21 protein-coding genes and 1 pseudogene are annotated in these 20,662 nt (G+C 68.1%); 14 read left to right on the top strand and 8 right to left on the bottom strand.

Translation table 11 applies throughout. The features are described from left to right. Window positions 1-253 (top strand): Bax inhibitor-1/YccA family membrane protein (locus tag VKG81_RS09590; RefSeq protein WP_324395695.1); only part of this gene is annotated, 253 nt, incomplete at its 5' end. Window positions 254-306: 53 nt separating this feature from the next. Here VKG81_RS09590 and VKG81_RS09585 read toward each other — a convergent pair. Together VKG81_RS09585 and VKG81_RS09580 are read right to left on the bottom strand one after the other, a co-directional pair. Beyond that, window positions 307-1,524, bottom strand: a complete 1,218-nt coding sequence (locus VKG81_RS09585) for an acetyl-CoA C-acetyltransferase (RefSeq protein WP_324395694.1) — start codon at window positions 1,522-1,524, stop codon at window positions 307-309. A 41-nt stretch (window positions 1,525-1,565) separates the two neighbouring features. Next, window positions 1,566-2,531 carry an SGNH/GDSL hydrolase family protein gene (locus tag VKG81_RS09580; protein ID WP_324395693.1) on the bottom strand — a complete coding sequence of 322 codons (966 nt, stop codon included), beginning with the start codon at window positions 2,529-2,531 and terminating at the stop codon, window positions 1,566-1,568. A 174-nt stretch (window positions 2,532-2,705) separates the two neighbouring features. Here VKG81_RS09580 and VKG81_RS09575 point away from each other — a divergent pair, with 174 nt between their 5' ends. The 3 genes from VKG81_RS09575 (at window position 2,706) to VKG81_RS09565 (ending at window position 6,186) form a co-directional block, all read left to right on the top strand. Further along, window positions 2,706-3,758 (top strand): alpha/beta hydrolase, encoded by a 1,053-nt coding sequence (locus tag VKG81_RS09575; RefSeq protein ID WP_324395692.1) that lies wholly within the window; start codon window positions 2,706-2,708, stop codon window positions 3,756-3,758. An 89-nt stretch (window positions 3,759-3,847) separates the two neighbouring features. Continuing rightward, window positions 3,848-5,254, top strand: coding sequence for a cystathionine beta-synthase (locus VKG81_RS09570; RefSeq protein ID WP_324395691.1), 1,407 nt, complete (start codon window positions 3,848-3,850; stop codon window positions 5,252-5,254). Window positions 5,255-5,436: 182 nt separating this feature from the next. Continuing rightward, a complete protein-coding gene (locus tag VKG81_RS09565) occupies window positions 5,437-6,186 on the top strand; it encodes an RDD family protein (protein ID WP_324395690.1) in 750 nt (249 codons plus the stop codon). Here the strand turns inward: VKG81_RS09565 and VKG81_RS09560 are convergent. Continuing rightward, window positions 6,179-7,363 (bottom strand): acyl-CoA dehydrogenase family protein, encoded by a 1,185-nt coding sequence (locus VKG81_RS09560; RefSeq protein ID WP_324395689.1) that lies wholly within the window; start codon window positions 7,361-7,363, stop codon window positions 6,179-6,181. The two genes, VKG81_RS09565 and VKG81_RS09560, sit on opposite strands and share 8 nt — an antisense overlap. Before the next feature lie 54 nt (window positions 7,364-7,417). Here VKG81_RS09560 and VKG81_RS09555 point away from each other — a divergent pair, with 54 nt between their 5' ends. Then, window positions 7,418-8,596 (top strand): cystathionine gamma-synthase, encoded by a 1,179-nt coding sequence (locus VKG81_RS09555; RefSeq protein WP_324395688.1) that lies wholly within the window; start codon window positions 7,418-7,420, stop codon window positions 8,594-8,596. Window positions 8,597-8,605: 9 nt separating this feature from the next. Here the strand turns inward: VKG81_RS09555 and VKG81_RS09550 are convergent, their stop codons facing one another. From VKG81_RS09550 to VKG81_RS09540, 3 genes are all read right to left on the bottom strand, one after another. Next, the gene (locus VKG81_RS09550; protein WP_324395687.1) at window positions 8,606-9,265 is read right to left on the bottom strand and encodes a GOLPH3/VPS74 family protein; all 660 of its coding nucleotides are present in this window, start codon (window positions 9,263-9,265) and stop codon (window positions 8,606-8,608) included. 112 nt (window positions 9,266-9,377) lie between these two features. Beyond that, on the bottom strand, window positions 9,378-9,872 hold the full coding sequence (gene greA, locus VKG81_RS09545) for a transcription elongation factor GreA (protein ID WP_324395686.1): 495 nt from the start codon (window positions 9,870-9,872) through the stop codon (window positions 9,378-9,380). Window positions 9,873-10,115: 243 nt separating this feature from the next. Beyond that, window positions 10,116-10,538 carry a DUF4307 domain-containing protein gene (locus VKG81_RS09540; RefSeq protein WP_324395685.1) on the bottom strand — a complete coding sequence of 141 codons (423 nt, stop codon included), beginning with the start codon at window positions 10,536-10,538 and terminating at the stop codon, window positions 10,116-10,118. Between the two features lie 95 nt (window positions 10,539-10,633). Between VKG81_RS09540 and mca the strand changes: the two genes are divergently transcribed. From mca to VKG81_RS09520, 4 genes are read left to right on the top strand one after another with little or no spacing between them, the layout of a single operon-like run. Then, window positions 10,634-11,506, top strand: coding sequence for a mycothiol conjugate amidase Mca (mca, locus tag VKG81_RS09535; RefSeq protein WP_324395684.1), 873 nt, complete (start codon window positions 10,634-10,636; stop codon window positions 11,504-11,506). Continuing rightward, a complete protein-coding gene (locus VKG81_RS09530; protein ID WP_324395683.1) occupies window positions 11,503-11,793 on the top strand; it encodes a hypothetical protein in 291 nt (96 codons plus the stop codon). Before mca ends, VKG81_RS09530 begins: the two co-directional genes overlap by 4 nt. After that, complete coding sequence (locus VKG81_RS09525) at window positions 11,777-13,774, top strand: thioredoxin domain-containing protein (RefSeq protein WP_324395682.1); 1,998 nt, start codon at window positions 11,777-11,779, stop codon at window positions 13,772-13,774. Before VKG81_RS09530 ends, VKG81_RS09525 begins: the two co-directional genes overlap by 17 nt. Before the next feature lie 10 nt (window positions 13,775-13,784). Beyond that, a complete protein-coding gene (locus tag VKG81_RS09520) occupies window positions 13,785-14,156 on the top strand; it encodes a nuclear transport factor 2 family protein (protein WP_324395681.1) in 372 nt (123 codons plus the stop codon). 26 nt (window positions 14,157-14,182) lie between these two features. Here VKG81_RS09520 and trhA read toward each other — a convergent pair whose 3' ends face one another. After that, complete coding sequence (gene trhA / locus VKG81_RS09515) at window positions 14,183-14,917, bottom strand: PAQR family membrane homeostasis protein TrhA (RefSeq protein WP_324395680.1); 735 nt, start codon at window positions 14,915-14,917, stop codon at window positions 14,183-14,185. A 56-nt stretch (window positions 14,918-14,973) separates the two neighbouring features. Here trhA and VKG81_RS09510 point away from each other — a divergent pair, with 56 nt between their 5' ends. The 3 genes from VKG81_RS09510 (at window position 14,974) to VKG81_RS09500 (ending at window position 17,682) form a co-directional block, all read left to right on the top strand. Further along, the gene (locus VKG81_RS09510) at window positions 14,974-15,762 is read left to right on the top strand and encodes a (2Z,6E)-farnesyl diphosphate synthase (RefSeq protein WP_324395679.1); all 789 of its coding nucleotides are present in this window, start codon (window positions 14,974-14,976) and stop codon (window positions 15,760-15,762) included. Between the two features lie 21 nt (window positions 15,763-15,783). Continuing rightward, window positions 15,784-17,151 (top strand): hypothetical protein, encoded by a 1,368-nt coding sequence (locus tag VKG81_RS09505; RefSeq protein ID WP_324395678.1) that lies wholly within the window; start codon window positions 15,784-15,786, stop codon window positions 17,149-17,151. Between the two features lie 105 nt (window positions 17,152-17,256). Next, a complete protein-coding gene (locus tag VKG81_RS09500) occupies window positions 17,257-17,682 on the top strand; it encodes a hypothetical protein (protein WP_324395677.1) in 426 nt (141 codons plus the stop codon). A 66-nt stretch (window positions 17,683-17,748) separates the two neighbouring features. Here VKG81_RS09500 and coaA read toward each other — a convergent pair whose 3' ends face one another. Next, the gene (gene coaA / locus VKG81_RS09495) at window positions 17,749-18,684 is read right to left on the bottom strand and encodes a type I pantothenate kinase (protein WP_324395676.1); all 936 of its coding nucleotides are present in this window, start codon (window positions 18,682-18,684) and stop codon (window positions 17,749-17,751) included. A gap of 66 nt (window positions 18,685-18,750) precedes the next feature. On the opposite strand from coaA, the pseudogene VKG81_RS09490 reads away from it, so the two are divergent. Together VKG81_RS09490 and VKG81_RS09485 are read left to right on the top strand one after the other, a co-directional pair. Then, window positions 18,751-19,407, top strand: a pseudogene (locus VKG81_RS09490) (DUF885 domain-containing protein); the annotation flags it as partial. A 530-nt stretch (window positions 19,408-19,937) separates the two neighbouring features. After that, complete coding sequence (locus VKG81_RS09485; RefSeq protein WP_324395675.1) at window positions 19,938-20,498, top strand: 2,4'-dihydroxyacetophenone dioxygenase family protein; 561 nt, start codon at window positions 19,938-19,940, stop codon at window positions 20,496-20,498. Window positions 20,499-20,662: the final 164 nt, after the last annotated feature.

Here is a 20,662-nt window from a genome sequence, read left to right as displayed (position 1 = left end):
CGGCGGCGCTGGTCTGGGGCTGCGCGGCGGCGGGGCGGGCACCGGCCTCCCGTGGCTCGCGATCGTTTTCTCGTTGGTCTGCATCGGCTTGGCGGCGTTCAGCTTCCTGATCGACTTCGACGCCGCCGATCAGATGATCCGTGCAGGCGCGCCGGAGAAGGCGGCGTGGGGCATCGCGCTGGGTCTGACCGTCACACTGGTGTGGCTGTACATCGAGATTCTGCGGCTGCTCAGTTACTTCCAGCGCAGCTAGTTCGCGTCACGAACGGAAAGCCCGGCGCATGCCGGGCTTTCTGCGTTTTGCCGCTAGGACAGGCGCTCGACGATCATCGCCATGCCCTGGCCGCCGCCGACGCACATGGTCTCCAGACCGAAGGTCTTGTCGTAGGTGGTCAGGTTGTTCAGCAGTGTCGCGGTGATGCGCGCGCCGGTCATCCCGAACGGATGGCCTAACGCGATGGCACCGCCGGAGACGTTGAGCTTGTTCTCGTCGATCCCGAGCTCGCGTGCCGAGGCGAGCACCTGCACCGCGAAGGCCTCGTTGATCTCGAACAGGTCGATGTCGGTGATCGACATGCCAGCGTGTGCCAACGCCCTGCGGGTGGCCTCGATCGGCCCAAGCCCCATGATCTCCGGCGAAAGGCCGGTCACGCCGGTGGACACGATGCGCGCCAACGGCTTCAGGCCCAGCTCCCTGGCCTTGGTGTCGCTGGTGATCACCACCGCCGCGGCGCCGTCGTTGAGCGGACACGCGTTGCCGGCCGTGACCGTGCCGTTCGGACGGAACACAGGCTTGAGCTGGCTGACTTTCTCGTAGGTGGTGCCCGGCCGCGGACCGTCGTCGGTGCTGACGGTCGTCCCGTCGGGCAGGGTAACGGGCACGATCTCGCGCTCGAAGAAACCGTTGGCAATCGCATGCTCGGCGCGGTTCTGGCTGCGCACGCCCCAGTGGTCCTGGTCTTCACGGCTGATGCCGGTGAGCAGCGCGACGTTCTCCGCGGTCTGGCCCATCGCGATGTAGACGTCGGGCAGCTCGCCGTTCGCGCGCGGGTCGTGCCATTCGTCGGCCCCCGCCGCGGCCTGCGCCGAGCGCTCCTCGGCCTTGGTGAACACCGGGTTGCGGGTGTCGGGCCAGGAGTCGGCGCTGCCCTTGACGAATCGCGACACGGTCTCCACGCCGGCCGAGACGAATGCGGTGCCCTCGCCGGCCTTGATCGCGTGGAATGCCATCCTGGTGGTCTGCAGCGACGACGAGCAGTACCGGTTCACCGTGGTGCCCGGCAGGAAGTCATAGCCGAGTTCGACGGCGACCGCGCGGCCGATGTTGAACCCGGCCTCACCCGCGGGTGAACCGCAGCCCATGATCAGGTCGTCGATGTCGTGTGGGTCCAGCGCCGGCACCTTGTCCAGCGCGGCCCGGACCATCTGCGCGGCAAGGTCATCCGGGCGCATGTCGACCAGCGAACCCTTCATGGCGCGGCCAATCGGCGAACGGGCGGTCGAAACGATGACGGCTTCTGCCATGACGGCTCCTCTGTCGTAGAACTGGATCAGAACCTAGCCCCTCACCCCGCGGGCACGACGATGGGTGCCGGTACGCCGGTGCGTCGGCGCCATACCCTCGTGAACCTGCGGAACCGTCCGCGCAGCGTCCTCGCCTCGGCGGCGCTGGACACCCAGGGCAGCTGCGGTACCGGCCCGCCGGTCCATTCGCCCAGCGCATTGCACAGCGCCGGGAACAGCTGCTTGGCGGCCAACGCGTACCCGGCCGCGGACGGGTGGTACTTGTCCTCGGAAAACAGCAGCTCAGGGGCATCGAGGAACTCCGGCGCCAGCAGATCGGCAAGTGGCACCGGCGTACCACCGGCGGCGCGCACCCCGGCGGCCTGGGCGCGTGCCAACCGCAGACCCCGGCTCCGCGTAACCCATCGCAGCGGCTGCGGAATCGCGGTGATCACCCCGAAGTCGGGGCAGGTGCCGACCACGACGACCGCGCCGCTGGCTTGCAGCCGGCGGGCCGCGGCACCCACCCGTCGTGCGGACCGCCTGATGCCGTTGAGCGCGGTGATGTCGTTCGCGCCGATCATGATGACCGCGGCGTTCGGTGGCGGCCCCGCGACGAACATCGCGTCCACCTGACCCGACAGGCCCTTCGAAGTCGCGCCGACGATTGCCTTGGTGCTCAGCCGGATTCGCTTACCGGTCTCCTCGGCGAGTCGCCTGGCCAGCAGCACGCCGGGCACCTCGTCGGCCGTACGGCAACCGAACCCGGTCGCGGTGGAGTCCCCGAAGATCATCAGGTGCAGGTCGAACGGCACGCCGCGATACCAGCGTTCGACCGGGCCACCACCGCGGGTGTAGACCCCGTCGGCCCGCGGCGGGGCGTCGCGGATCTTGGGGATGATGCTGCGCGCCCGATCCGCTTGTCCGCTCAGCAGATTGCGCGCGCCGACGTAGGCGCTACCCGAGGACGCGATGGCCCCCAGGGCCGCCAACATGATCGCCGACCGACGCGGCGCGCGGATGCCCACGCCTCAATTTTAGGTGTGATGACGTCGGAAAACGCGTAGCGGTCACGTTCGAATATCGCTTCCGGTATCAAAACACTTTTGTTGATTGTTGAACTGGCTATAAATGTCAAGCTAAGTTACCGGGGACTGACCGAGCGACCGGAACCCGGCCCTACAACGGCGTAGGAGTGTGACATGACCGCACCCAGTACGGTTTCGGGTTCGCTTCGGCCGCGGATAACCGCTGGTCGCGACCTAAAAGCTCGTAGGTATCCGGTTAGCGACGGGGCGCCGGTTGAGGTTGTCGAGGATGGTCCGGGCATTGCTGGTCGCCTTGCGTGGCTGGGGGCGCGGCTGACGATCCGTCCCACGCTGGCTATCGGCAGCCACTTCGCGTATCTGCCCTGGCCGTGGGGCATGGTGGACTTCGCGTCACGGGCGTTGTTGCCGATCCCGGGCACGGTGCGCGCCACGATCGGACTGCCGCACTGCACCGCGCAGCTGGTGCGCGCCAAGGGCGTGCTACCCGCCGATGGGACGCATCGGGTGGTGCTTTACCTGCATGGCGGGGCGTTCTTGACCTGTGGGGCCAACTCGCACGGCCGGTTGACGACGTTGCTCTCCAAGTATGCCGACGCGCCGGTGCTGGTGTTGAACTACCGGATGATCCCGAAGCATTCGGTCGATGAGGCCATCGACGACTGTTATGAGGGCTGGTGCTGGCTTCGCGGTCAGGGCTATGAGCCCGAGCAGATCGTGTTGGCCGGGGATTCGGCTGGTGGCTATCTGGCGTTGGCACTGGCCGAACGTCTGCTGGCCGAGGGCCAGGAGCCGGCGGCCATTGTGTCGATGTCGCCGCTGATGCAGCTGCAGGCGGAGCCCAAGGTGTCGCATGCGAACAGCCGAACGGATGCGATGTTCCCGCCGAAGGCATTTGAGGCCCTGGTCAAGTTGGTCACCAGGGCCGCCTCGCGGCGCACTGTTGACGGGACGCCGGAGGAGGTGTTCGAGCCGCTCGACCATGTCGAGCCGGGGCTGCCCCGCACGCTGATCCACGTGTCCGGTTCGGAGGTGCTTCTCTACGACGCGCGCCTGGCCGCCCGGCGGCTCGCCGCCGCGGGCGTGCCTGCCGAGGTGCGGATCTGGCCCGGGCAGATGCACGTCTTCCAGTTGTGCGCGCCGGCGGTGCCCGAGGCCACCCGCTCGCTGCGCCAGATCGGGGAGTACATCCGCGAAGCGACCGGCTGAGCGCTCGCGCGAAGACCCATCAATACGGGCTGAGCGCTCGCGCGAAGACCCATCAATACGGGCTGAGCGGGGCGTGAAACCATGGGACCATGCGGATCGCCCGTCACATCAGTGAGCTCATCGGCAACACTCCTCTGGTTCAGCTGAATTCGGTTGTCGCGCCCGGTTCGGGCACGCTCCTCGCGAAGGTCGAATACCTCAACCCGGGCGGCAGTGCCAAGGACCGCATCGCGGCGAAGATGATCGACGCCGCGGAGGCAAGCGGCGAGCTCCGCCCCGGCGGCACGATCGTCGAACCGACCTCGGGCAACACCGGCGTCGGGCTCGCGCTCGTGGCGCAGCAGCGCGGCTACAGGTGCGTGTTCGTCTGCCCTGACAAGGTCAGCGAGGATAAGCGGAACGTTTTGCGCGCGTACGGTGCCGAGGTCGTGGTGTGCCCGACCGCGGTGCCGCCCGACCATCCCGACAGCTACTACAGCGTCTCCGACCGCCTGGTCTCCGAGATCGACGGGGCGTGGAAACCCGACCAGTACTCGAATCCGAACAACGCGGCCAGCCACTACGAGACGACCGGTCCGGAGATCTGGACGGACACCGACGGTAAGGTCACGCACTTCGTCGCCGGCATCGGCACCGGCGGCACGATCAGCGGCGCCGGGCGCTACCTCAAGGAGGTGTCGGACGGCAGACCGGGTGCAAGAGTGCGCGTCGTGGGCGCCGACCCGGAGGGGTCGGTCTACTCCGGCGGCAGCGGACGCCCGTACCTGGTCGAAGGAGTGGGCGAGGACTTCTGGCCGTCGACCTACGACCCGGGCGTGCCCGACGAGATCATCGCGGTCTCCGACGCGGACTCGTTCGAGATGACCAGGCGGCTGGCTCGCGAAGAGGGGCTGCTGGTCGGCGGTTCGTGCGGGATGGCGGTTGTCGCGGCGCTGAAGGTGGCCGAAGAAGCCGGCCCCGACTCCGTGGTCGTGGTGCTGCTGCCCGACGGCGGACGCGGCTACCTGTCGAAGATCTTCAATGACGCGTGGATGTCGTCGTACGGCTTCCTGCGCAGCCGGCTCGACGGGTCGGTGGCCGAGCCGACAGTCGGCGACGTGCTGCGCCGCAAGTCCGGGGCACTGCCCGACCTTGTGCATACGCACCCGTCGGAAACGATCCGCGATGCGATCGGCATCCTGCGGGAGTACGGCGTCTCCCAGATGCCGGTGGTCGGCGCCGAGCCCCCGGTGATGGCCGGTGAAGTCGCGGGAAGTGTCTCGGAGCGAGAACTTCTGTCCGCGGTGTTCGAGGGCCGGGCGAAGCTCGCCGACGCGGTGGCTCAGCACATGAGCCCGCCGCTGCCGATGATCGGCGTAGGCGAATTACTCAGCGCCGCAGCCAAGGCGCTGCGCGAATGCGACGCAATCATGGTGGTCGACGAAGGCAAGCCGGTGGGCGTGATCACGCGACAGGACCTGCTCGGGTTCCTGTCCGAGGGCCTGCCCCGACGGTGACGCCCGCTGGTTCGAAAGCACTGGCTGGCCAACAGATCCCGTCTACCGTCTCCGGGCACGGGACGTCCGCCCGGGCAGTTCTGTCGATAGGCATGTCCCGGGCGGATTCCGCGGGTATGGTGAGGGCCGCTTGATGTCAGCCAAGTTGGGCTGCCGTCGTCATTTTCCGAGCGGAAGGTGCCATGACCCAACAACCGCCGCCCGCAGGCGGCAATCCGCCACCACCTCCCCCGGGCGGCTACCCTCCGCCGCCACCGCCGGGTGGCTATCAGCCTCCGCCAGGAGCCGGCGGTTACCAGCCTCCGCCACAAGCCGGGGGTTACCCGCCGCCACAAGCCGGGGGTTACCCGCCGCCGGGCCCGGGCTATCCGCAGGGCTATCCGGCGCCGGCGCAGGGCGTGGGGGCGCTGCCGCCGGAGGCCTACACGCCCTGGATCCGGCGCGTCGCGGCGTATTTGATCGACGTGCTTCCCGTGGCGATCGTCAGCGCTGTCGTGTCCGGCATTTGTGTGGGCATCGCGGCCGCCACCGCGCAGAATTCCGGCTGCGTCACCGACGCCTACGGCAATACCACCAGCTGCACGACGACGATGAGCGGCGTGGGCGTGTTGATGTTGTTCCTCGCCTATGTCCTCCCCATCGCACTGGTGCTGGCGTGGGTGATCTGGAACTTGGGCTACCGCCAGGGCACTACCGGGTCGAGCATCGGCAAATCGGTGCTCAAGTTCAAGGTGGTGGGCGAAACGACCGGCCAGCCAATCGGTTTCGGCATGTCGATCGTTCGCCAGCTCGCACACATCGTCGACTCCCTCGTCTGCTACATCGGGTGGCTCTTCCCGCTGTGGGACACGAAGCGTCAGACGCTGGCCGACAAGATCATGTCGACGGTATGCCTGCCCACGGAAGGTGCACCCCCCGGAACGCCTACCTGAACGCGGAGACCCCTGTCAGTGCCTCGCCGATCACCAGCTGGTGCACCTCCGACGTGCCCTCGTAGGTGAGTACGGACTCGAGGTTGTTGGCGTGCCGGATCACGGGGTACTCAAGCGTGATGCCGTTGGCGCCCAATAGCGTTCGGCATTGACGTGCGATCGCGAGTGCCTCACGGACGTTGTTGAGCTTGCCGATGCTCACCTGGTCCGGCCGGATCTGACCGGTGTCTTTGAGTCGGCCGAGGTGGACAGCCAGCAGCTGGGCCTTGGCCAGCTCGACGGCCATGTCGGCGAGCTTGGCCTGCGTCAGTTGGTATCCGGACAGCGGCTTGTCGAAGACCTGCCGGGTGCTCACGTAGTCGAGCGTGGTCTCCAGGCAGTCGCGGGCGGCGCCCACCGCCCCGAACACGATGCCGAACCTCGCCTCCGACAAACAGCTGAGCGGGCCCGAAAGCCCTCGAGCCTCAGGCAGTTTCGAGTCAGCGGGCAGCCGCACGTCGTCGAAGGCCAGCTCAGAGGTGATCGAGGCCCGCAGTGACAGCTTGTGCGTCATGTTGCGTGCCGTGAAACCCGGCGTGCCCGCGGGCACGATGAAGCCCGCGATTCCGTGCTCGGTTCGAGCCCACACGATCGCGATGTCGGCGACGGTGCCGTTGGTGATCCACATCTTCGACCCGTTGAGGATCCAGTCGTTGCCGTCCCGGCGGGCATTGGTTCGCATTCCGCCCGGATTGGAGCCGAAGTCTGGTTCGGTGAGCCCGAAGCATCCGATCACGTCGCCCGTGGCCATCCCGGGGAGCCACCGCTTGCGCTGCTCCTCGCTGCCGTGGCGATGGATCGCGAACATCGCCAGGGAGCCTTGCACCGACACCAGGCTGCGCAGCCCGCTGTCGACGGCCTCCAGCTCCTGGCACACCAGCCCGTACGCGGTCGCGGTCGACCCGCCGCACCCGTAGCCCGTCAAATGAATGCCGAGCAGCCCGAGCTTGCCGAAGTCGGCGGCCAGCTCGCGCGCAGGCACCTCGCCGGCCTCGAACCATTCCGCGATGTGCGGGCGCAGCCGCTGCTCCCCGAAGCGGCGCACGGTGTTGCGCAGTTCGATGTCCTCGGGTGAAAGCATCGCGTCGATGTCCAGGAGGTCGTCGACCTTCACGGCCTTGTCGATGGCAGGAGACATGCTCCATGTCTACACCGCTGCGGCCCGGGTTCGGGCGTCGATAGGCTGACGTCGATGAGCGAGCAGCACAGCGCGGACGACGCCCACCGTACGTGGGGCCTGGCCACCCGGGCCATCCATGCCGGTTACCGGCCCGATCCGGCCACCGGCGCGGTCAACGCCCCGATCTATGCGTCGTCGACGTTCGCGCAGGACGGGGTCGGCCGCCTGCGCTCCGGCTATGACTACGCCCGGACCGGCAACCCGACCCGTACCGCGCTGGAGGCGTCGTTGGCCGCGGTGGAGGAGGCCAGGTTTGGCCGCGCGTTCAGCTCCGGGATGGCGGCCACCGACTGTGCACTTCGGGCGGTGCTGCGCCCGGGCGATCATGTGGTCATCCCGAATGACGCCTACGGGGGCACCTTCCGCCTGATCGACAAGGTGTTCTCAATGTGGGGCGTGACGTACACGGCCGTCCCGCAATCGGATCTCGACGGTCTCCGCGCTGCGATCACCCACGCAACCAGGCTGATCTGGGTGGAGACGCCGACGAACCCGCTTCTGTCGATCGCCGACATCCCCGCGATCGCCGAGCTCGCCGGCCACCGATCAATAAAGGTGTTGGTGGACAACACTTTTGCTTCGCCTGCGTTGCAGCAGCCGCTGGCTTTGGGCGCCGACATCGTGCTGCACTCGACCACCAAGTACATCGCCGGGCACTCCGATGTGGTCGGCGGCGCGCTGTTGACCGGAGACGAGGAACTCGACGAGGCCTTCGGGTTCCTGCAGAACGGGGCCGGCGCGGTGCCGGGCCCGTTCGACGCCTACCTGACGATGCGCGGCCTCAAGACCCTGGTGCTGCGAATGCAGCGCCACAGCGAAAATGCGGCCAGGGTGGCCGAATTCCTCGTGCTTCATCCGGCGGTGACCACCGTGCTGTATCCGGGGCTGCCCGACCATCCCGGCCACGACGTGGCCGTCCAGCAGATGAGCGACTTCGGCGGCATGGTGTCGGTGCGGTTGCGGGGCGGCCGCCAGGCAGCGCTCGATTTCTGTTCTCGGACAGAAGTTTTCATCCTCGCCGAGTCACTCGGCGGGGTGGAATCGCTGATCGAGCATCCCGGCGCGATGACCCACGCGTCGACGGCGGGTTCGCTGCTGGAGGTTCCCGGCGATCTCGTCCGGCTGTCCGTGGGGATCGAGGACGTCGCCGACCTCATCGCGGACCTGGAGCAGGCGCTGGCGGGTTTGTGAGCCGAGGCCTCAGGCCAACGCCGGCCGGACGACCGAGGTCGTCACCGCCAGGTTGACCTCGGGTAGCCGCGCCGCCGACTCGTCCACCCACGCGCCACCGGCGATCTCACCGGCACGGGCATGCACCCAGTGCCAGCCCCGGTCGTTCAGGCTCAGCAGCGCGCCGAGCCCGTCCACGGCATGCAGCAGCGAGATGATTGCGGCCGTGGACGGGGTGGGGCAACGCAGGTCGAACAGCGCCGAAAGCAGCTCGGCGCGTGCCTGGTTCACCCGGGTGCGGTCATTCAACGGCCACACCCAGGTCCGGTACCGCTTGCCGCGCAACCGGACCGGCCTGATCTGGCCCGTGCGCTCGAGCTGATTCAGCACCATCGGCTCGATGCCGTGGCGCAGTTTGGCGATCGCGGCCTCGGGAGTGATCGGGCGGCGCTGCAGCAGCCGCAGCGCGTGGTCGAGCAGCGGGTCCTCCAGATCGGGGCCGGCGAGCGCCAGCAGTCGCCCGGCGCGCACCGGCTCGCCGTCCATGGCGGGACGGATCCGGCAGACCAGAGCAAGGTCGAGAAGCACGGCCGCGCTCAGCACCCGGTCGCGGCGCGTGCGGTCCAGTGCCGGTTTTCCGGTGGCGTTGTCGAGCAGCAGCAGAAGCAGGTTCTCGGTGATCTGCGCCATCAGCACAGTCTGCGACGATGCCCGCCGCTGCGCCCTATGACGCTACGACCCCGTGGCGCTATGACGCTGTGACCCCGTGGCCCTGTGACCGGTGGCCCTATGACCTGTGGCCCTATGAGTGGTACGGCTCGGCACTGACGAGCGTGACCTTCACGGTGTTGCCGTTCGGCACCGTGTAGGTGCGGGTCTCGCCGACCTTCGCGTCGATGAGCGCGCCGCCGAGCGGCGAGTTCGGCGAATACACCTCGAGTTTGCCGTCGCTGACGCCCTCCCCCCGGGTGCCGATCAAAAACATCTCGGTGTCGGACTCGTCGCCGTTGTAGTACACCTTCACCACGGAGCCGGGCAGCGCGATGCCCGACTGCTTCGGGGACTCACCGACCTTGGCATTGTTCAGCAGCTCCTGCAGCTGGCGGATCCGCGCCTCCTGCTGGCCCTGTTCCTCGCGGGCGGCGTGATAGCCGCCGTTCTCGCGCAGATCGCCCTCCTCGCGCCGGTCGTTGATCTCGGCGGCGATGATCGGGCGATTGGCGATCAGCTGATCGAGTTCAGCCTTGAGACGGTCATATGCCTCCTGGGTAAGCCAGGTCACCTGGGTATCCGTCATCTCATGCTCCTCTTTCGTTCACTCGCGATCGCTCGCGAGGGCAGTCTCGTGTCACGCTGCCGGGAACAGGCGGTCGCACTGCGTGTACTGCCGTTTCGCGGCCGACCAAATCAGGCGCAAAAGCAGCAATACACGGTCCCAGCAGGAACCGTGTACTGAACGATGATACCACCGCGGGGTAAGCATTTTTTCACGCTTTGGCAGCCCGGTGTTTGCCTACGGCCACGACAACGCCCCCGCCGATCACGGTGCGACCAGGTAATCGGGCACATCGAAGCCGCAGCCGTAAACATCGCCGATCACTGGCGGCCTGCTGGCCTTCACGATGGTCGTGACCTGCACGGACTTCTGCGTCGACGGCGGCACGAGCACTTCCCGCCGCCCGGTCTCCGCGCCGTCCTTCGACCGCGCGCGCACGATGCACACCGCGGGCCTGGACGGGTCCTTTCGGGTGACGGTGATCGTCACCGACACGGTTTCGCCGTCGAGAAGGCGGTAACTGCTCAGCGTCTCCTCGACGTCAGCGCTGCCGAGCCGTTCGTAACCGACCGCGGCGACCGCACCGCCGACGGCCACGACCAGCAGCGTCAGGCCGATGATGATCCAGCGCCGCGTGCGACGCGACGACCGCTGGCGCCCGTAACGGGCGGCGGGACGCTCGGTCATGTCGTTTCGGGTGCCCGTCGGTCGGCTAGAAGTATCTAGAAGTATTAGGACTGGAACTATAGGGCTTGAATCGAGAGGAACCGGGTAGAGCACAAGTGAGCGAACTTCGGTTGATGGCGGTGCACGCCCACCCGGACGACGAGTCCAGCAAGGGTGCCGCCACCATGGCCCGCTACGCCGCCGACGGCCATCGCGTGCTCGTTGTCACGCTCACGGGCGGCGAGCGGGGCAGCATCCTCAACCCCGCGATGGACCTGCCGGCGGTGCAGGAGCGGATGCCAGAGATCCGCCGCGACGAGATGGCAAAGGCCGCCGAGATCCTCGGCGTCGAACACCGCTGGCTCGGCTTCGTCGACTCCGGGCTGCCCGAGGGCGATCCGCCGCCGCCGCTGCCCGAGGGTTCCTTCGCGGCGGTGCCGCTGGAGGAACCAACCGAAGCCCTGGTCCGCGTGATCCGTGAATTCCGGCCGCATGTGATGACCACCTACGACGAGAACGGCGGCTATCCGCATCCGGATCACATTCGCTGCCACCAGGTTTCGGTCGCCGCGTTCCAGGCCTCGGCCGAGGCCGACAAGTGGACCGACGCCGGACGGCCATGGGCCGTGCAGAAGCTGTACTACAACCACGGCTTCCTCAGACAGCGGATGCAGCTGCTGCAGGACGAGTTTGCCAAGCACGGAAAGCACGGGCCGTTCGAGAACTGGCTCAAGCACTGGGACCCGGGCCACGACGTCTTCGCCGGGCGGGTGACCACACGAGTCCACTGCGCGGAGTACTTCGGCCGGCGCGATGACGCGTTGCGGGCACACGCCACCCAGATCGACCCCAACGGCGCCTTCTTCGCGGCTCCGATCGAGTGGCAGCAGCGGTTGTGGCCAACCGAGGAGTTCGAATTGGCCCGCTCGCGGGTGCCGGCGAGCGTGCCGGAAACCGACCTGTTCGCCGGGGTCGAGGTCGATCCGTGAGCACCCGGATCGTCCTGTGGCTGGCCGACGGGCCGCCGCGCAACGTCGGCCCGGATTTCGGCAAGGCCAGCCCGGTCGGGCTGCTGATCGTCGTGCTGCTGCTCATCTGCACCGGCTTTCTGGTGTGGTCGATGAATCGGCACCTGAAGAAGCTGCCCGAGCGCTTCGACCGCGACAAACCCGGGCCCGATCGGGCCGCCGACGACCGAACCGTCGGCCTCGAGGACGCCACCGGGGCCGACACCGGCAACGACGACGGGAGTCCACCCCATGAGCCCGGCCGCTAACTCGCTCGCGTCGGCCACCAGTCCGTACCTGCGCCAGCACGCCGACAACCCTGTGCACTGGCAGCAGTGGACGCCGGAGGCGCTGGCCGAGGCGGCATCACGCGACCTGCCGATCCTGCTGTCCGTCGGCTACGCCGCCTGCCACTGGTGTCACGTGATGGCGCACGAATCGTTCGAGGACGACGACGTGGCGGCGGTGATGAACGCGGACTTCGTCTGCGTGAAGGTCGACCGGGAGGAGCGCCCCGACCTGGACGCGGTGTACATGAACGCCACCGTCGGGCTGACCGGGCAGGGCGGTTGGCCGATGACGTGCTTCCTCACCCCCGACGGCAGGCCGTTCTTCTGCGGCACCTACTACCCGAAGCGCGCGTTCCTCGAACTGATGGCAGCGGTCACCGACACGTGGCGCACCCGGCGCAACGAGGTCGAACAGGCCGGTGACCACATCGCGTCGGAACTGCGCAGGCTCTCGTCGGGTTTGCCCGGCGGCGGACGGCCGGTGACCCCGGTGCTGTGCGACGAGGCGGTCGTGGCGGTGCTGGCCGACGAGGACAGGCACCGTGGCGGTTTCGGCGGCGCGCCCAAGTTCCCGCCGTCGGCTCTGCTGGAAGCGCTGCTGCGCAGCCACGAACGCACGGGCGAGGTTCCTCCGCTGGCCGCGGTGCGGCGCACGGGCACCGCGATGGCCCGCGGCGGTATTTACGACCAGCTGAGCGGCGGTTTCGCGCGATACAGCGTCGACGCGTCGTGGGTGGTTCCCCACTTCGAGAAGATGCTCTACGACAACGCGCTGCTGCTGCGGGCCTACGCGCACTGGGGGCGGCGGACGGGTGACCCGTTGGCCACCCGGGTCGCCGGGGAAACCGCCGGCTTCGTGATTCACGAGCTGGGCACCGAGGGGGGCATGTTCGCGTCGTCGCTGGACGCCGACGCCGGCGGCCGCGAAGGCTCGACGTATGTGTGGACGCCCGCGCAACTTCGCGAGGTGCTTCCCGGCGACGACGGGCGCTGGGCCGCAGAGATTTTCGGCGTCACCGAGGATGGAACGTTCGAACACGGCAGCTCGGTGCTGCAGCTGCCGGGCGATCCCGACGATGATGAACGGTTCGCCACGGTGCGCACCGCGCTGTTGGCCGCGCGAACCACGCGCGTCCAGCCCGGCCGCGACGACAAGGTCGTCACCGCGTGGAACGGGCTGGCGATCACGGCCCTGGTGGAGGCGGGTGTGGCGTTGCGGCGTCCGGACCTCGTCGACGCCGCCCGCCGATGCGCGTCGGCGCTGCTGTCGCTGCACCTGATCGACGGCCGGCTGCGCCGCGCCAGCCTGGGCAGTGCGGTCGGCGAGAGCCCTGCCATCCTCGAGGACTACGGCGCCCTGGCCACCGGGCTTCTCACCCTGCACCAGATCGACGGCGACGCGTCGTGGCTGGCGGCGGCGACGGGCTTGCTGGACACCGCGCTCGAGCAGTTCGCCGATCCGCGGCAGCCGGGACGCTGGTTCGACACCGCCGCCGACGCCGAGCGGCTGCTGCTGCGTCCGGCCGACCCGCTGGACGGCGCGACACCGTCGGGTGCGTCGCTGATCACCGAGGCGATGCTCACCGCCGCCCACCTCGCGCCGGGCGCCGACCGCTATCGGCAGGCGGCCGACGACACGCTGGCCGCGCACACGCCTCTGCTGGCGCGGGTTCCGCGATCGGCGTCGCACTGGCTCGCCGTCGCCGAGTCCGCGGTACGCGGGCCGATCCAGATCGCGGTGGCGTGCGATCCCGGCCATTCGGAGCTGCTCGAAACGGCCCGCAACTTGGCGCCCGGGGGAGCGATCGTCGTGGGCGGCGCGGTCGACTCGTCGGAATTGCTTGTCGGGCGCGACCGGGTTGACGGGTCCGACGCGGCGTATGTGTGCCGCGGCCGGATGTGCGATCTGCCGGTCACCACCGCGGGCGAACTGGAGGCGGCCCTCGTGGCGCCCGGGTAGGGTTCCCGCCATGCCGAGCGCCGACGACTACGCCAACACCGTCAACCGCTACCTGGAGCTGCTGGCAAAGGGCAGTGCCGACGAGATAACCGCGCTGTACACCGAGGACGCCACCATCGAGGACCCGGTCGGGTCGGAGCTGCGCCGCGGCCGCGCCGCGGTCCATGAGTTCTACGCCGCGATCGAGAACGTCGACAAGGAAACCGAATTGGTGGCATTGAAGGTCGCGGGCAATGAAGCCGCTTTCCTGTGGCGGCTGATGGTGAACGCCGGGGACACCCGCTCGCGGATCGAGCCGATCAGTCTGATGAAGTTCGACGACGACGCGAAGATCACCGCGATGCGCGCGTTGTGGTCCCCCGCCGACATGACGGCGCTCTAGAACACGGCGCTCTAGAACAGGGCGCTCTAGAACACCGCGAACCACATCGCGATGTAGTGGCAGATCGCCGCCACCGCGGTGCAGGCGTGGAAGAACTCATGGTGGCCGAAGGTCCGCGGCCACGGGTTCGGCCACTTCAGCCCGTAGAGCACGCCGCCGATGCTGTACAGCGCGCCGCCGACCGCCAGCAGCACCATCGCCGCGACACCCGCGCCGTGCGTGATGGGCACCACGAACCACGCCGCCACCCAGCCCAGCAACAGGTACAGCGGCACGCCCACCCAGCGCGGCGCGGACGGCCACAGCATCTTGAGCGCCACCCCGGCGATCGCCCCGGCCCAGACGATCCAGAACAGCACGATGCCGCTTCGCTGCGGCAACGCCAGCAGGGCGAACGGGGTGTAGCTGCCGGCGATGAAAAGGAAGATCATCGAGTGATCGGCGCGTTTCATCCACTTTTGCGCCGTCTCCGACTTCCAGCGCAGGCGGTGGTACGCGCCGCTGACGGCGAACATCGCCACGATCGTGATCGTGTAGATCAGGGTGGCCACCCCGGCGCGCGTCCCCGCGAGCGCCCACGACACCGACACCAGCGCGGCGCCGGCGACGGTCGCGACCGCGGCGGAGTACACGTGTATCCATCCGCGGGCCCGCGGCTTGCCCAGAAATTGGGCGACACTGTCCGCGACCGCCTCGGGAAAGTCCTCCGCGTCACCGGTCCGCGGATGCGACTGGTCGAACTCGGCGGTGTCAACTGTCATGGCACCTCCATTGCCCCCAAACGGATGTCTCGCCTGCCACAGTAGTCTGGGTTTTCGTGGAGATCATTCCGCCGCGCCTCAAGGAGCCGGTGTACCGGCTCTACGAGATGCGTCTGCGCCAGGGGCTCGCCAAGTCAAAATCCGAGTTACCGCGCCACATTGCGGTGCTGTGCGACGGCAACCGGCGCTGGGCACGTGAGCTTGGTTACTCCGACGTGAGCTACGGCTACCGGATGGGGGCGGCGAAGATCGCCGAGATGCTGCGCTGGTGTCAGGAAGCCGGCATCGAAATGGCCACGGTGTATCTGCTGTCGACGGAGAACCTGCACCGCGACCCCGACGAGATCGCCGCACTGATCGAGATCATCACCGACGTGGTCGAGGAGATCTGCGCTCCGGCCAACCGCTGGAGTGTGCGCACCGTCGGTGATCTGGAGCTGATCGGCGAGGAGCCTGCCCGGCGTCTGCGCGAGGCCGCGGAATCCACCCGAGGCAATGGCAATTTCCACGTCAACGTCGCAGTGGCCTACGGCGGCAGGCAGGAGATCACCGACGCGGTGCGGGCCCTGCTGAGCAAGGAGCTCGCCAACGGCGCGACCCCCGAGCAGATGATCGACGCCGTCACCGTCGACGCGATCTCGGACAACCTCTACACGTCCGGCCAGCCCGACCCCGACCTGGTGATCCGAACCTCGGGCGAGCAGCGGCTGTCGGGCTTTCTGCTGTGGCAGAGCGCCTATTCGGAGATGTGGTTCACGGAGGCCTACTGGCCCGCGTTCCGCCGGGTCGACTTCCTGCGCGCGCTGCGTGATTACAGCGCACGCCACCGCCGATACGGCCGCTGAGTCGCGTGCCACACTTGAACCATGGCTGCGCTGTCAGCGGTGGTGTTCACGCTGAGCTGGTGGCTGGGGCTCTACCTGCTGGCACGTGACCCACGCAAACCCGTTCTGGTGCTCGCCGCGGCCGGGCTGACCAGCTTTGCGATTGTGGTCGCGCTCGACGCGGTCCGGGTCAGCGGCACCGCCCATGCCGAGATCCTCAGCCGCGTGGAGATCTACCTCGTCGCGGTGCCCGCGATCGCGTGGTTCGCGGTGCTCGTCGAGTTGTCGCGGCCGTGTGACAGCTGGCGCAGCCGGGCGGGTGAGACGCTGCTCGTTGCGCTGGTCGCGGCCGCGGCGTTCGCCGGCGCGGTCATGGCAGGCAGCGTCGACGGGCCGCTGCGCGCCGGGCACTGGGTGATGTTCGCGGTGATTTCGCTGTCCACGTTGGGAGCGATGGTGGCCGCGGTCGTTCGTCCGTCGCAGCCCGTTTCCGTCGCGGGCGTCGTGATAGTCGCCACCCTGTTCTTCGCCCTGGGCAACGCGATCCTGGTGATCCCGCTCGGCCTGGTGCCCAGTTGGCTGGCGCTGGCGTCGACGGGGTTTGACGTCGCGCTGCTGGGGGTCGCGGTCGCGTTGTGGGACTCGTTCGACGAGGGCCACGCGCTGCGCGCCGACATGCTGCGGTCGTTCGCCGCGACGGTGGTTGTCGCCGCTCTGTTCGGCGGGCAGGCGCTGATCGGGCTGGCCGTGGTGCGGCTGAACGCCAACGGGAAGACCGCCCTGACCGTGCTGCTGTTCACCACGTTGGCGGTCGCGGTCACGATCCATGTGTTCTCCGACGCGCTGGCCGGACTGCTTGACCGGCTGGCGTTTTGGAGGTCCCCGGCACTGCGCGCCGACCGGGCCGCGCTGCGCAGCACCGAGGCGGCGCTGCCGCTGCGGTCGGCGAGCCCGCTCGACGACATCGACGACGACGACTTCGCCCGCCTCACCCGTCGCGCCCTCGGCCACTACGGCGATCTGTCCAAGCTCATCGCCAGCCCGCTGACCGCGCTGCCGGTGATCGACGACCGGCTGGCCGCCCGCGGGGCGCCCGATCAGCCGCTGGAACGGGCCAACGAGCTCAAGGCGCTGCTGGCCGACAGCATCGCCCGGCTGAAACCGCGTGACGGCGACTTTGGCACCACCGACGAGTGGCGCCATTACAACGCGCTGTACTTCCCCTACGTCGTCGGCGTGCGGGCTTACGCGCAGAACGCCACGGCCGCCGGCCTCGATCCGGTCGCCCGCCAGGCGTGGCAATGGTTCGTCACCGAGGTGCCGCAGCGTTCGCTGCACAACTGGCAGAACGCCGCCGCCCGGCTGATCGCTGCCGATCTGCGGGGACGTGTTCCCGTCGCGCAGATCTGACCGCAGCGCATTGGCAGTGTTTGGCAGTGCGGGGCGTCGATCTGGCAGTAGTCGCTGAGCAGCATCAAGGGTGTTCGACCGCCAACCCCGTCAAGGAGCACCCAGATGACCACCACCCAGATGACCACCCTGACCACCCGCCCCCTGTCCTCCTCGACCGACGCCCTGCTGCGGTTCGCTTTGCGGGCCGACGCGACGATCACCGGCTTCGCCGGGCTCATCGGCGCGGCGTTCGCCAACCCGCTGTCGACGCTGACCGGGCTGTCGCCGACTACCGAGTACTTCATCGGCGCGGCGTTCGTGGTCTACGGCCTGGCGGTGTTCTACCTGGCCGCGGTGCCGTCGCTGCGCGCTGTCGGCATCGCGATCAGCATCGCCAATGCCGTGTGCACGATCGCGACGCTGATCATTGTGCTGGCGGGCGCCCCGCCGCTGACCGGGGCCGGCATGGCCGTCACCCTGGCCACGGGCGTGTACACCGCGTTCTTCGCCTATCTGCAATACCTCGGAGTGCGCCGTCTGCGGGCGTGACTCCCACATCGCCGGTGCGGGCGCCGTCTCATCGGGCGGAGCCCGCGCTGGCCTGCGCGGATCCGGCTACAGCTTGCGCAGCCGCAGCCGGTTGATGGAGTGGTCGGCGTCCTTGCGCAGCACCAGGGTGGCCCGGGGCCGGGTGGGCAGGATGTTCTCGATCAGGTTGGGCCGGTTGATCGAGCGCCAGATCTCGCGGGCGGCGGTGACGGCCTGCTGGTCGTTGAGTGCGGCATAGTGGTGGAAGTGTGATGCCGGGTCGGCGAACGCGGTGGACCGTAGGCCCAGAAACCGCGAGGTGTACCACTGCTCGATGTCTTCGATCCGTGCGTCGACGTAGATCGAGAAGTCGAACAGGTCCGACACCATCAGCGTCGAACCGGTCTGCAGCACGTTGAGCCCCTCGAGGATCAGGATGTCCGGATGCCGCACGATCTTCTTCTCGCCCGGCACGATGTCATACAGCAGGTGTGAGTACACCGGCGCGCATGCGTGATCGGCGCCCGACTTCACCGCGGTGACGAAACGCAGCAACGCGCGCCGGTCGTAGCTTTCCGGGAAACCCTTGCGGTGCATCAGGTTTCGTCGGCTCAACTCGGCATTGGGGTAGAGGAACCCGTCCGTCGTGACCAGATCCACCCGCGGGTGGTGCTCCCAGCGCGCCAGCAGCGCCTGCAGCACACGCGCGGTGGTGGACTTTCCGACGGCCACGCTGCCGGCCACCCCGATCACGTACGGGACCGGCCGCTCGGGCGGGTGCTGCTCACCGAGGAACTCCGCGGTGGCGGCGAAGAGCCGCTGCCGGGCGGCGACCTGAAGGTGGATCAACCGCGCGAGCGGTAGGTACACCTCGGCGACCTCGACCAGGTCGATCTGTTCGCCCAGGCCCCGCAGTCCGATGAGCTCTTCTTCGGTCAGTGCCAGCGGGGTTGATTTGCGCAACGCCCGCCACTGTTCCCGGTCGAATTCGACGTACGGGCTGGGCTCGCTCAGCCGCGGCATGGGGTCAGTCTTGCAGGCAGTTGCGCAATGTCAGCGGTGGGGGCGGCCCGGGCTACGGTGATCGGCATGGAGCCCGCCGCTCTGACCCGCGAATACCTGCTGCTCGGCTTGCGGTTCGACAGGGTGGAATCCGGCTACGTCGACTCCTACACGGGCGATCCGGCACTGCGCAGGCAGGTCGACGACGAACCCGCACCCAACCCTGCCGACCTGGCCCGACAGGCCGAGCGGTTGTTGGCGGAGCTGCCCGGCGGCAACGGCTTCGACCGGGCGCGCGCGGATTTCATCGCCGCGCACCTGCGGGCGCTGGCCTGCGCCGGCGCAAGGTTCGCCGGCCGGCCGGTGAGCTTTCGCGACGAGGTTCACGACTACTTCGACGTGCGCATCGGCAGGGGTGAGCCCGAGCGTTACCGCGAGGCTCACACCCGGCTCGACGCGGCACTCGGGGGCTCGGGCCCGCTGGCCGCCCGCATGCAGGCCTACCGGACCGCGGACGAAATCCCACCGGAGCGGCTCGGCGAGTGCATCGAGGCGTTCTCCAGCGCGTTGCGCGACCGGGTCCGCGCCGACTACCCGCTGCCCGACGGCGAGACCATCGTCTACGAGATCGTCACGGACAAGCCGTGGTCCGGGTTCAACTATTACGAGGGCGGTTACCGCTCGAGGGTTGCCGTCAACGCCGACCTCATGCAGCAGATGTCCAATTTGCCGATGGTAGGAGCATTTACGCAGCTATAGGCTATTTTCGGTCAACACGATCGGGCCGCGTGCCATCCAGCTTCGCCTGCTCACAAGGTTCGCCGCTCACCACTGAACCGACCTGAGCGGGAGACGCAGCGATGACTACCGCATCCCCAGCCTCGGCGAGACTGCGATCGTGACGCTTACCCTCCCCGCCGCCTTCGCGCTCTGGGACGGCCACGCGCGATGGTGTCGGCAACGGTGTGAGAGTCGAGGCGAGGACACTGATGGTGCAAGTGAGTCGTCATCAAGTCAGTTCGACGAGTCAGTAGTCGGCCTCTCGGCAGCCGCCGCCGGGCAGCCGCAGACAGTAAGTAAAACGGCGTATAGCGTGCGAAGACCGATGTTTTGTGCGAGCACCTGAGCAGGAAGTCCCGGCCTTCCGGGACATTGTCCCCTGTTGATCTTGTCCCAAGAGGGCAAGCATCGCGCCTAGGGCGCAGGCATTGGTGCTGGTGCTCGGTGGCCTGAACTTAGCCCACCGTGAAAAGCACTGCCAGCAAGGAATGGCGATGACCCTGAAAACCGATCCGACCATCGCCGCCACCCGCTCAGGGGCGGTGCTGCCAGTGGTCGCGCATCCGCACGGCGAGCTGCTGACCGTCAACGTGTCGAGAAACCCGCTCCTTCGTGATGTGCTTGGCCCCGGAGTGCACTTCAAGCCGCTGCGCCTCGACTTGGAGGCCGGTTGCTGGGTGATACTCACGGTCCTGAGTCCCGGCGCTAAGATGCCGGTTCACTACCACACCGGCCCCGCGGAGGCGTACACGCTCTCGGGCCGCTGGTACTACCAGGAATATCCGGACCAGCCGCAGACTGCCGGATCCTATGTCTACCGGCCCGCAGGCTCGGTGCACACGTTCGTCTGTCCCGAGTCCAACACCGAGGACACGATGATCTTCATCCGCGTCGAGGGTGCGAACGTCAACTTCACCGAGGACGGCCAGTTCCACTCGATCCTCGACGCGGTGATGATCTATCACGCCACTGAGATGGTCGCTGAGGACCAGGAAGCGGGTCCGGTCCGCTACATCGGGCCCAGCGGGGCTGGATTCACCGTGCGCGAGGCATGAAGGTCGCGGACAGGGCTGTGGCGGTCGGTACCCGGTCGTGAATACCGGCCACCGGAAGACCTCCCGACAGAGGTCAGCTAGTCCGACGACGAGGCCTCTGACGACGCGGACGAGTAGACGAGAGGAGCGCTTCAGCGGCGTGAAGGACGAGCGGGCAGCGGTCA

The sequence above is a fragment of the Mycobacterium sp. genome, assembly GCF_035314905.1.
Taxonomy (GTDB): Bacteria; Actinomycetota; Actinomycetes; order Mycobacteriales; family Mycobacteriaceae; genus Mycobacterium.
The sequence above is the reverse complement of the archived record's forward strand: the minus strand, read 5'-3'. Positions and strand labels throughout refer to the sequence as shown.

Excerpts from the sequence above, each read along its gene's own strand:
- VKG81_RS09505 (WP_324395678.1), top strand. The coding sequence starts at position 15,784 with ATGGCTGCGCTGTCAGCGGTGGTGTTCACGCTGAGCTGGTGGCTGGGG.
- VKG81_RS09540 (WP_324395685.1), bottom strand. The coding sequence starts at position 10,538 with ATGACCGAGCGTCCCGCCGCCCGTTACGGGCGCCAGCGGTCGTCGCGT.
- VKG81_RS09565 (WP_324395690.1), top strand. The coding sequence starts at position 5,437 with ATGACCCAACAACCGCCGCCCGCAGGCGGCAATCCGCCACCACCTCCC.
- greA (WP_324395686.1), bottom strand. The coding sequence starts at position 9,872 with ATGACGGATACCCAGGTGACCTGGCTTACCCAGGAGGCATATGACCGT.
- VKG81_RS09550 (WP_324395687.1), bottom strand. The coding sequence starts at position 9,265 with ATGGCGCAGATCACCGAGAACCTGCTTCTGCTGCTGCTCGACAACGCC.
- VKG81_RS09585 (WP_324395694.1), bottom strand. The coding sequence starts at position 1,524 with ATGGCAGAAGCCGTCATCGTTTCGACCGCCCGTTCGCCGATTGGCCGC.
- trhA (WP_324395680.1), bottom strand. The coding sequence starts at position 14,917 with ATGACAGTTGACACCGCCGAGTTCGACCAGTCGCATCCGCGGACCGGT.
- VKG81_RS09520 (WP_324395681.1), top strand. The coding sequence starts at position 13,785 with ATGCCGAGCGCCGACGACTACGCCAACACCGTCAACCGCTACCTGGAG.
- VKG81_RS09570 (WP_324395691.1), top strand. The coding sequence starts at position 3,848 with ATGCGGATCGCCCGTCACATCAGTGAGCTCATCGGCAACACTCCTCTG.
- VKG81_RS09555 (WP_324395688.1), top strand. The coding sequence starts at position 7,418 with ATGAGCGAGCAGCACAGCGCGGACGACGCCCACCGTACGTGGGGCCTG.
- VKG81_RS09500 (WP_324395677.1), top strand. The coding sequence starts at position 17,257 with ATGACCACCACCCAGATGACCACCCTGACCACCCGCCCCCTGTCCTCC.
- VKG81_RS09560 (WP_324395689.1), bottom strand. The coding sequence starts at position 7,363 with ATGTCTCCTGCCATCGACAAGGCCGTGAAGGTCGACGACCTCCTGGAC.
- coaA (WP_324395676.1), bottom strand. The coding sequence starts at position 18,684 with ATGCCGCGGCTGAGCGAGCCCAGCCCGTACGTCGAATTCGACCGGGAA.
- VKG81_RS09525 (WP_324395682.1), top strand. The coding sequence starts at position 11,777 with ATGAGCCCGGCCGCTAACTCGCTCGCGTCGGCCACCAGTCCGTACCTG.
- VKG81_RS09575 (WP_324395692.1), top strand. The coding sequence starts at position 2,706 with ATGACCGCACCCAGTACGGTTTCGGGTTCGCTTCGGCCGCGGATAACC.
- VKG81_RS09485 (WP_324395675.1), top strand. The coding sequence starts at position 19,938 with ATGACCCTGAAAACCGATCCGACCATCGCCGCCACCCGCTCAGGGGCG.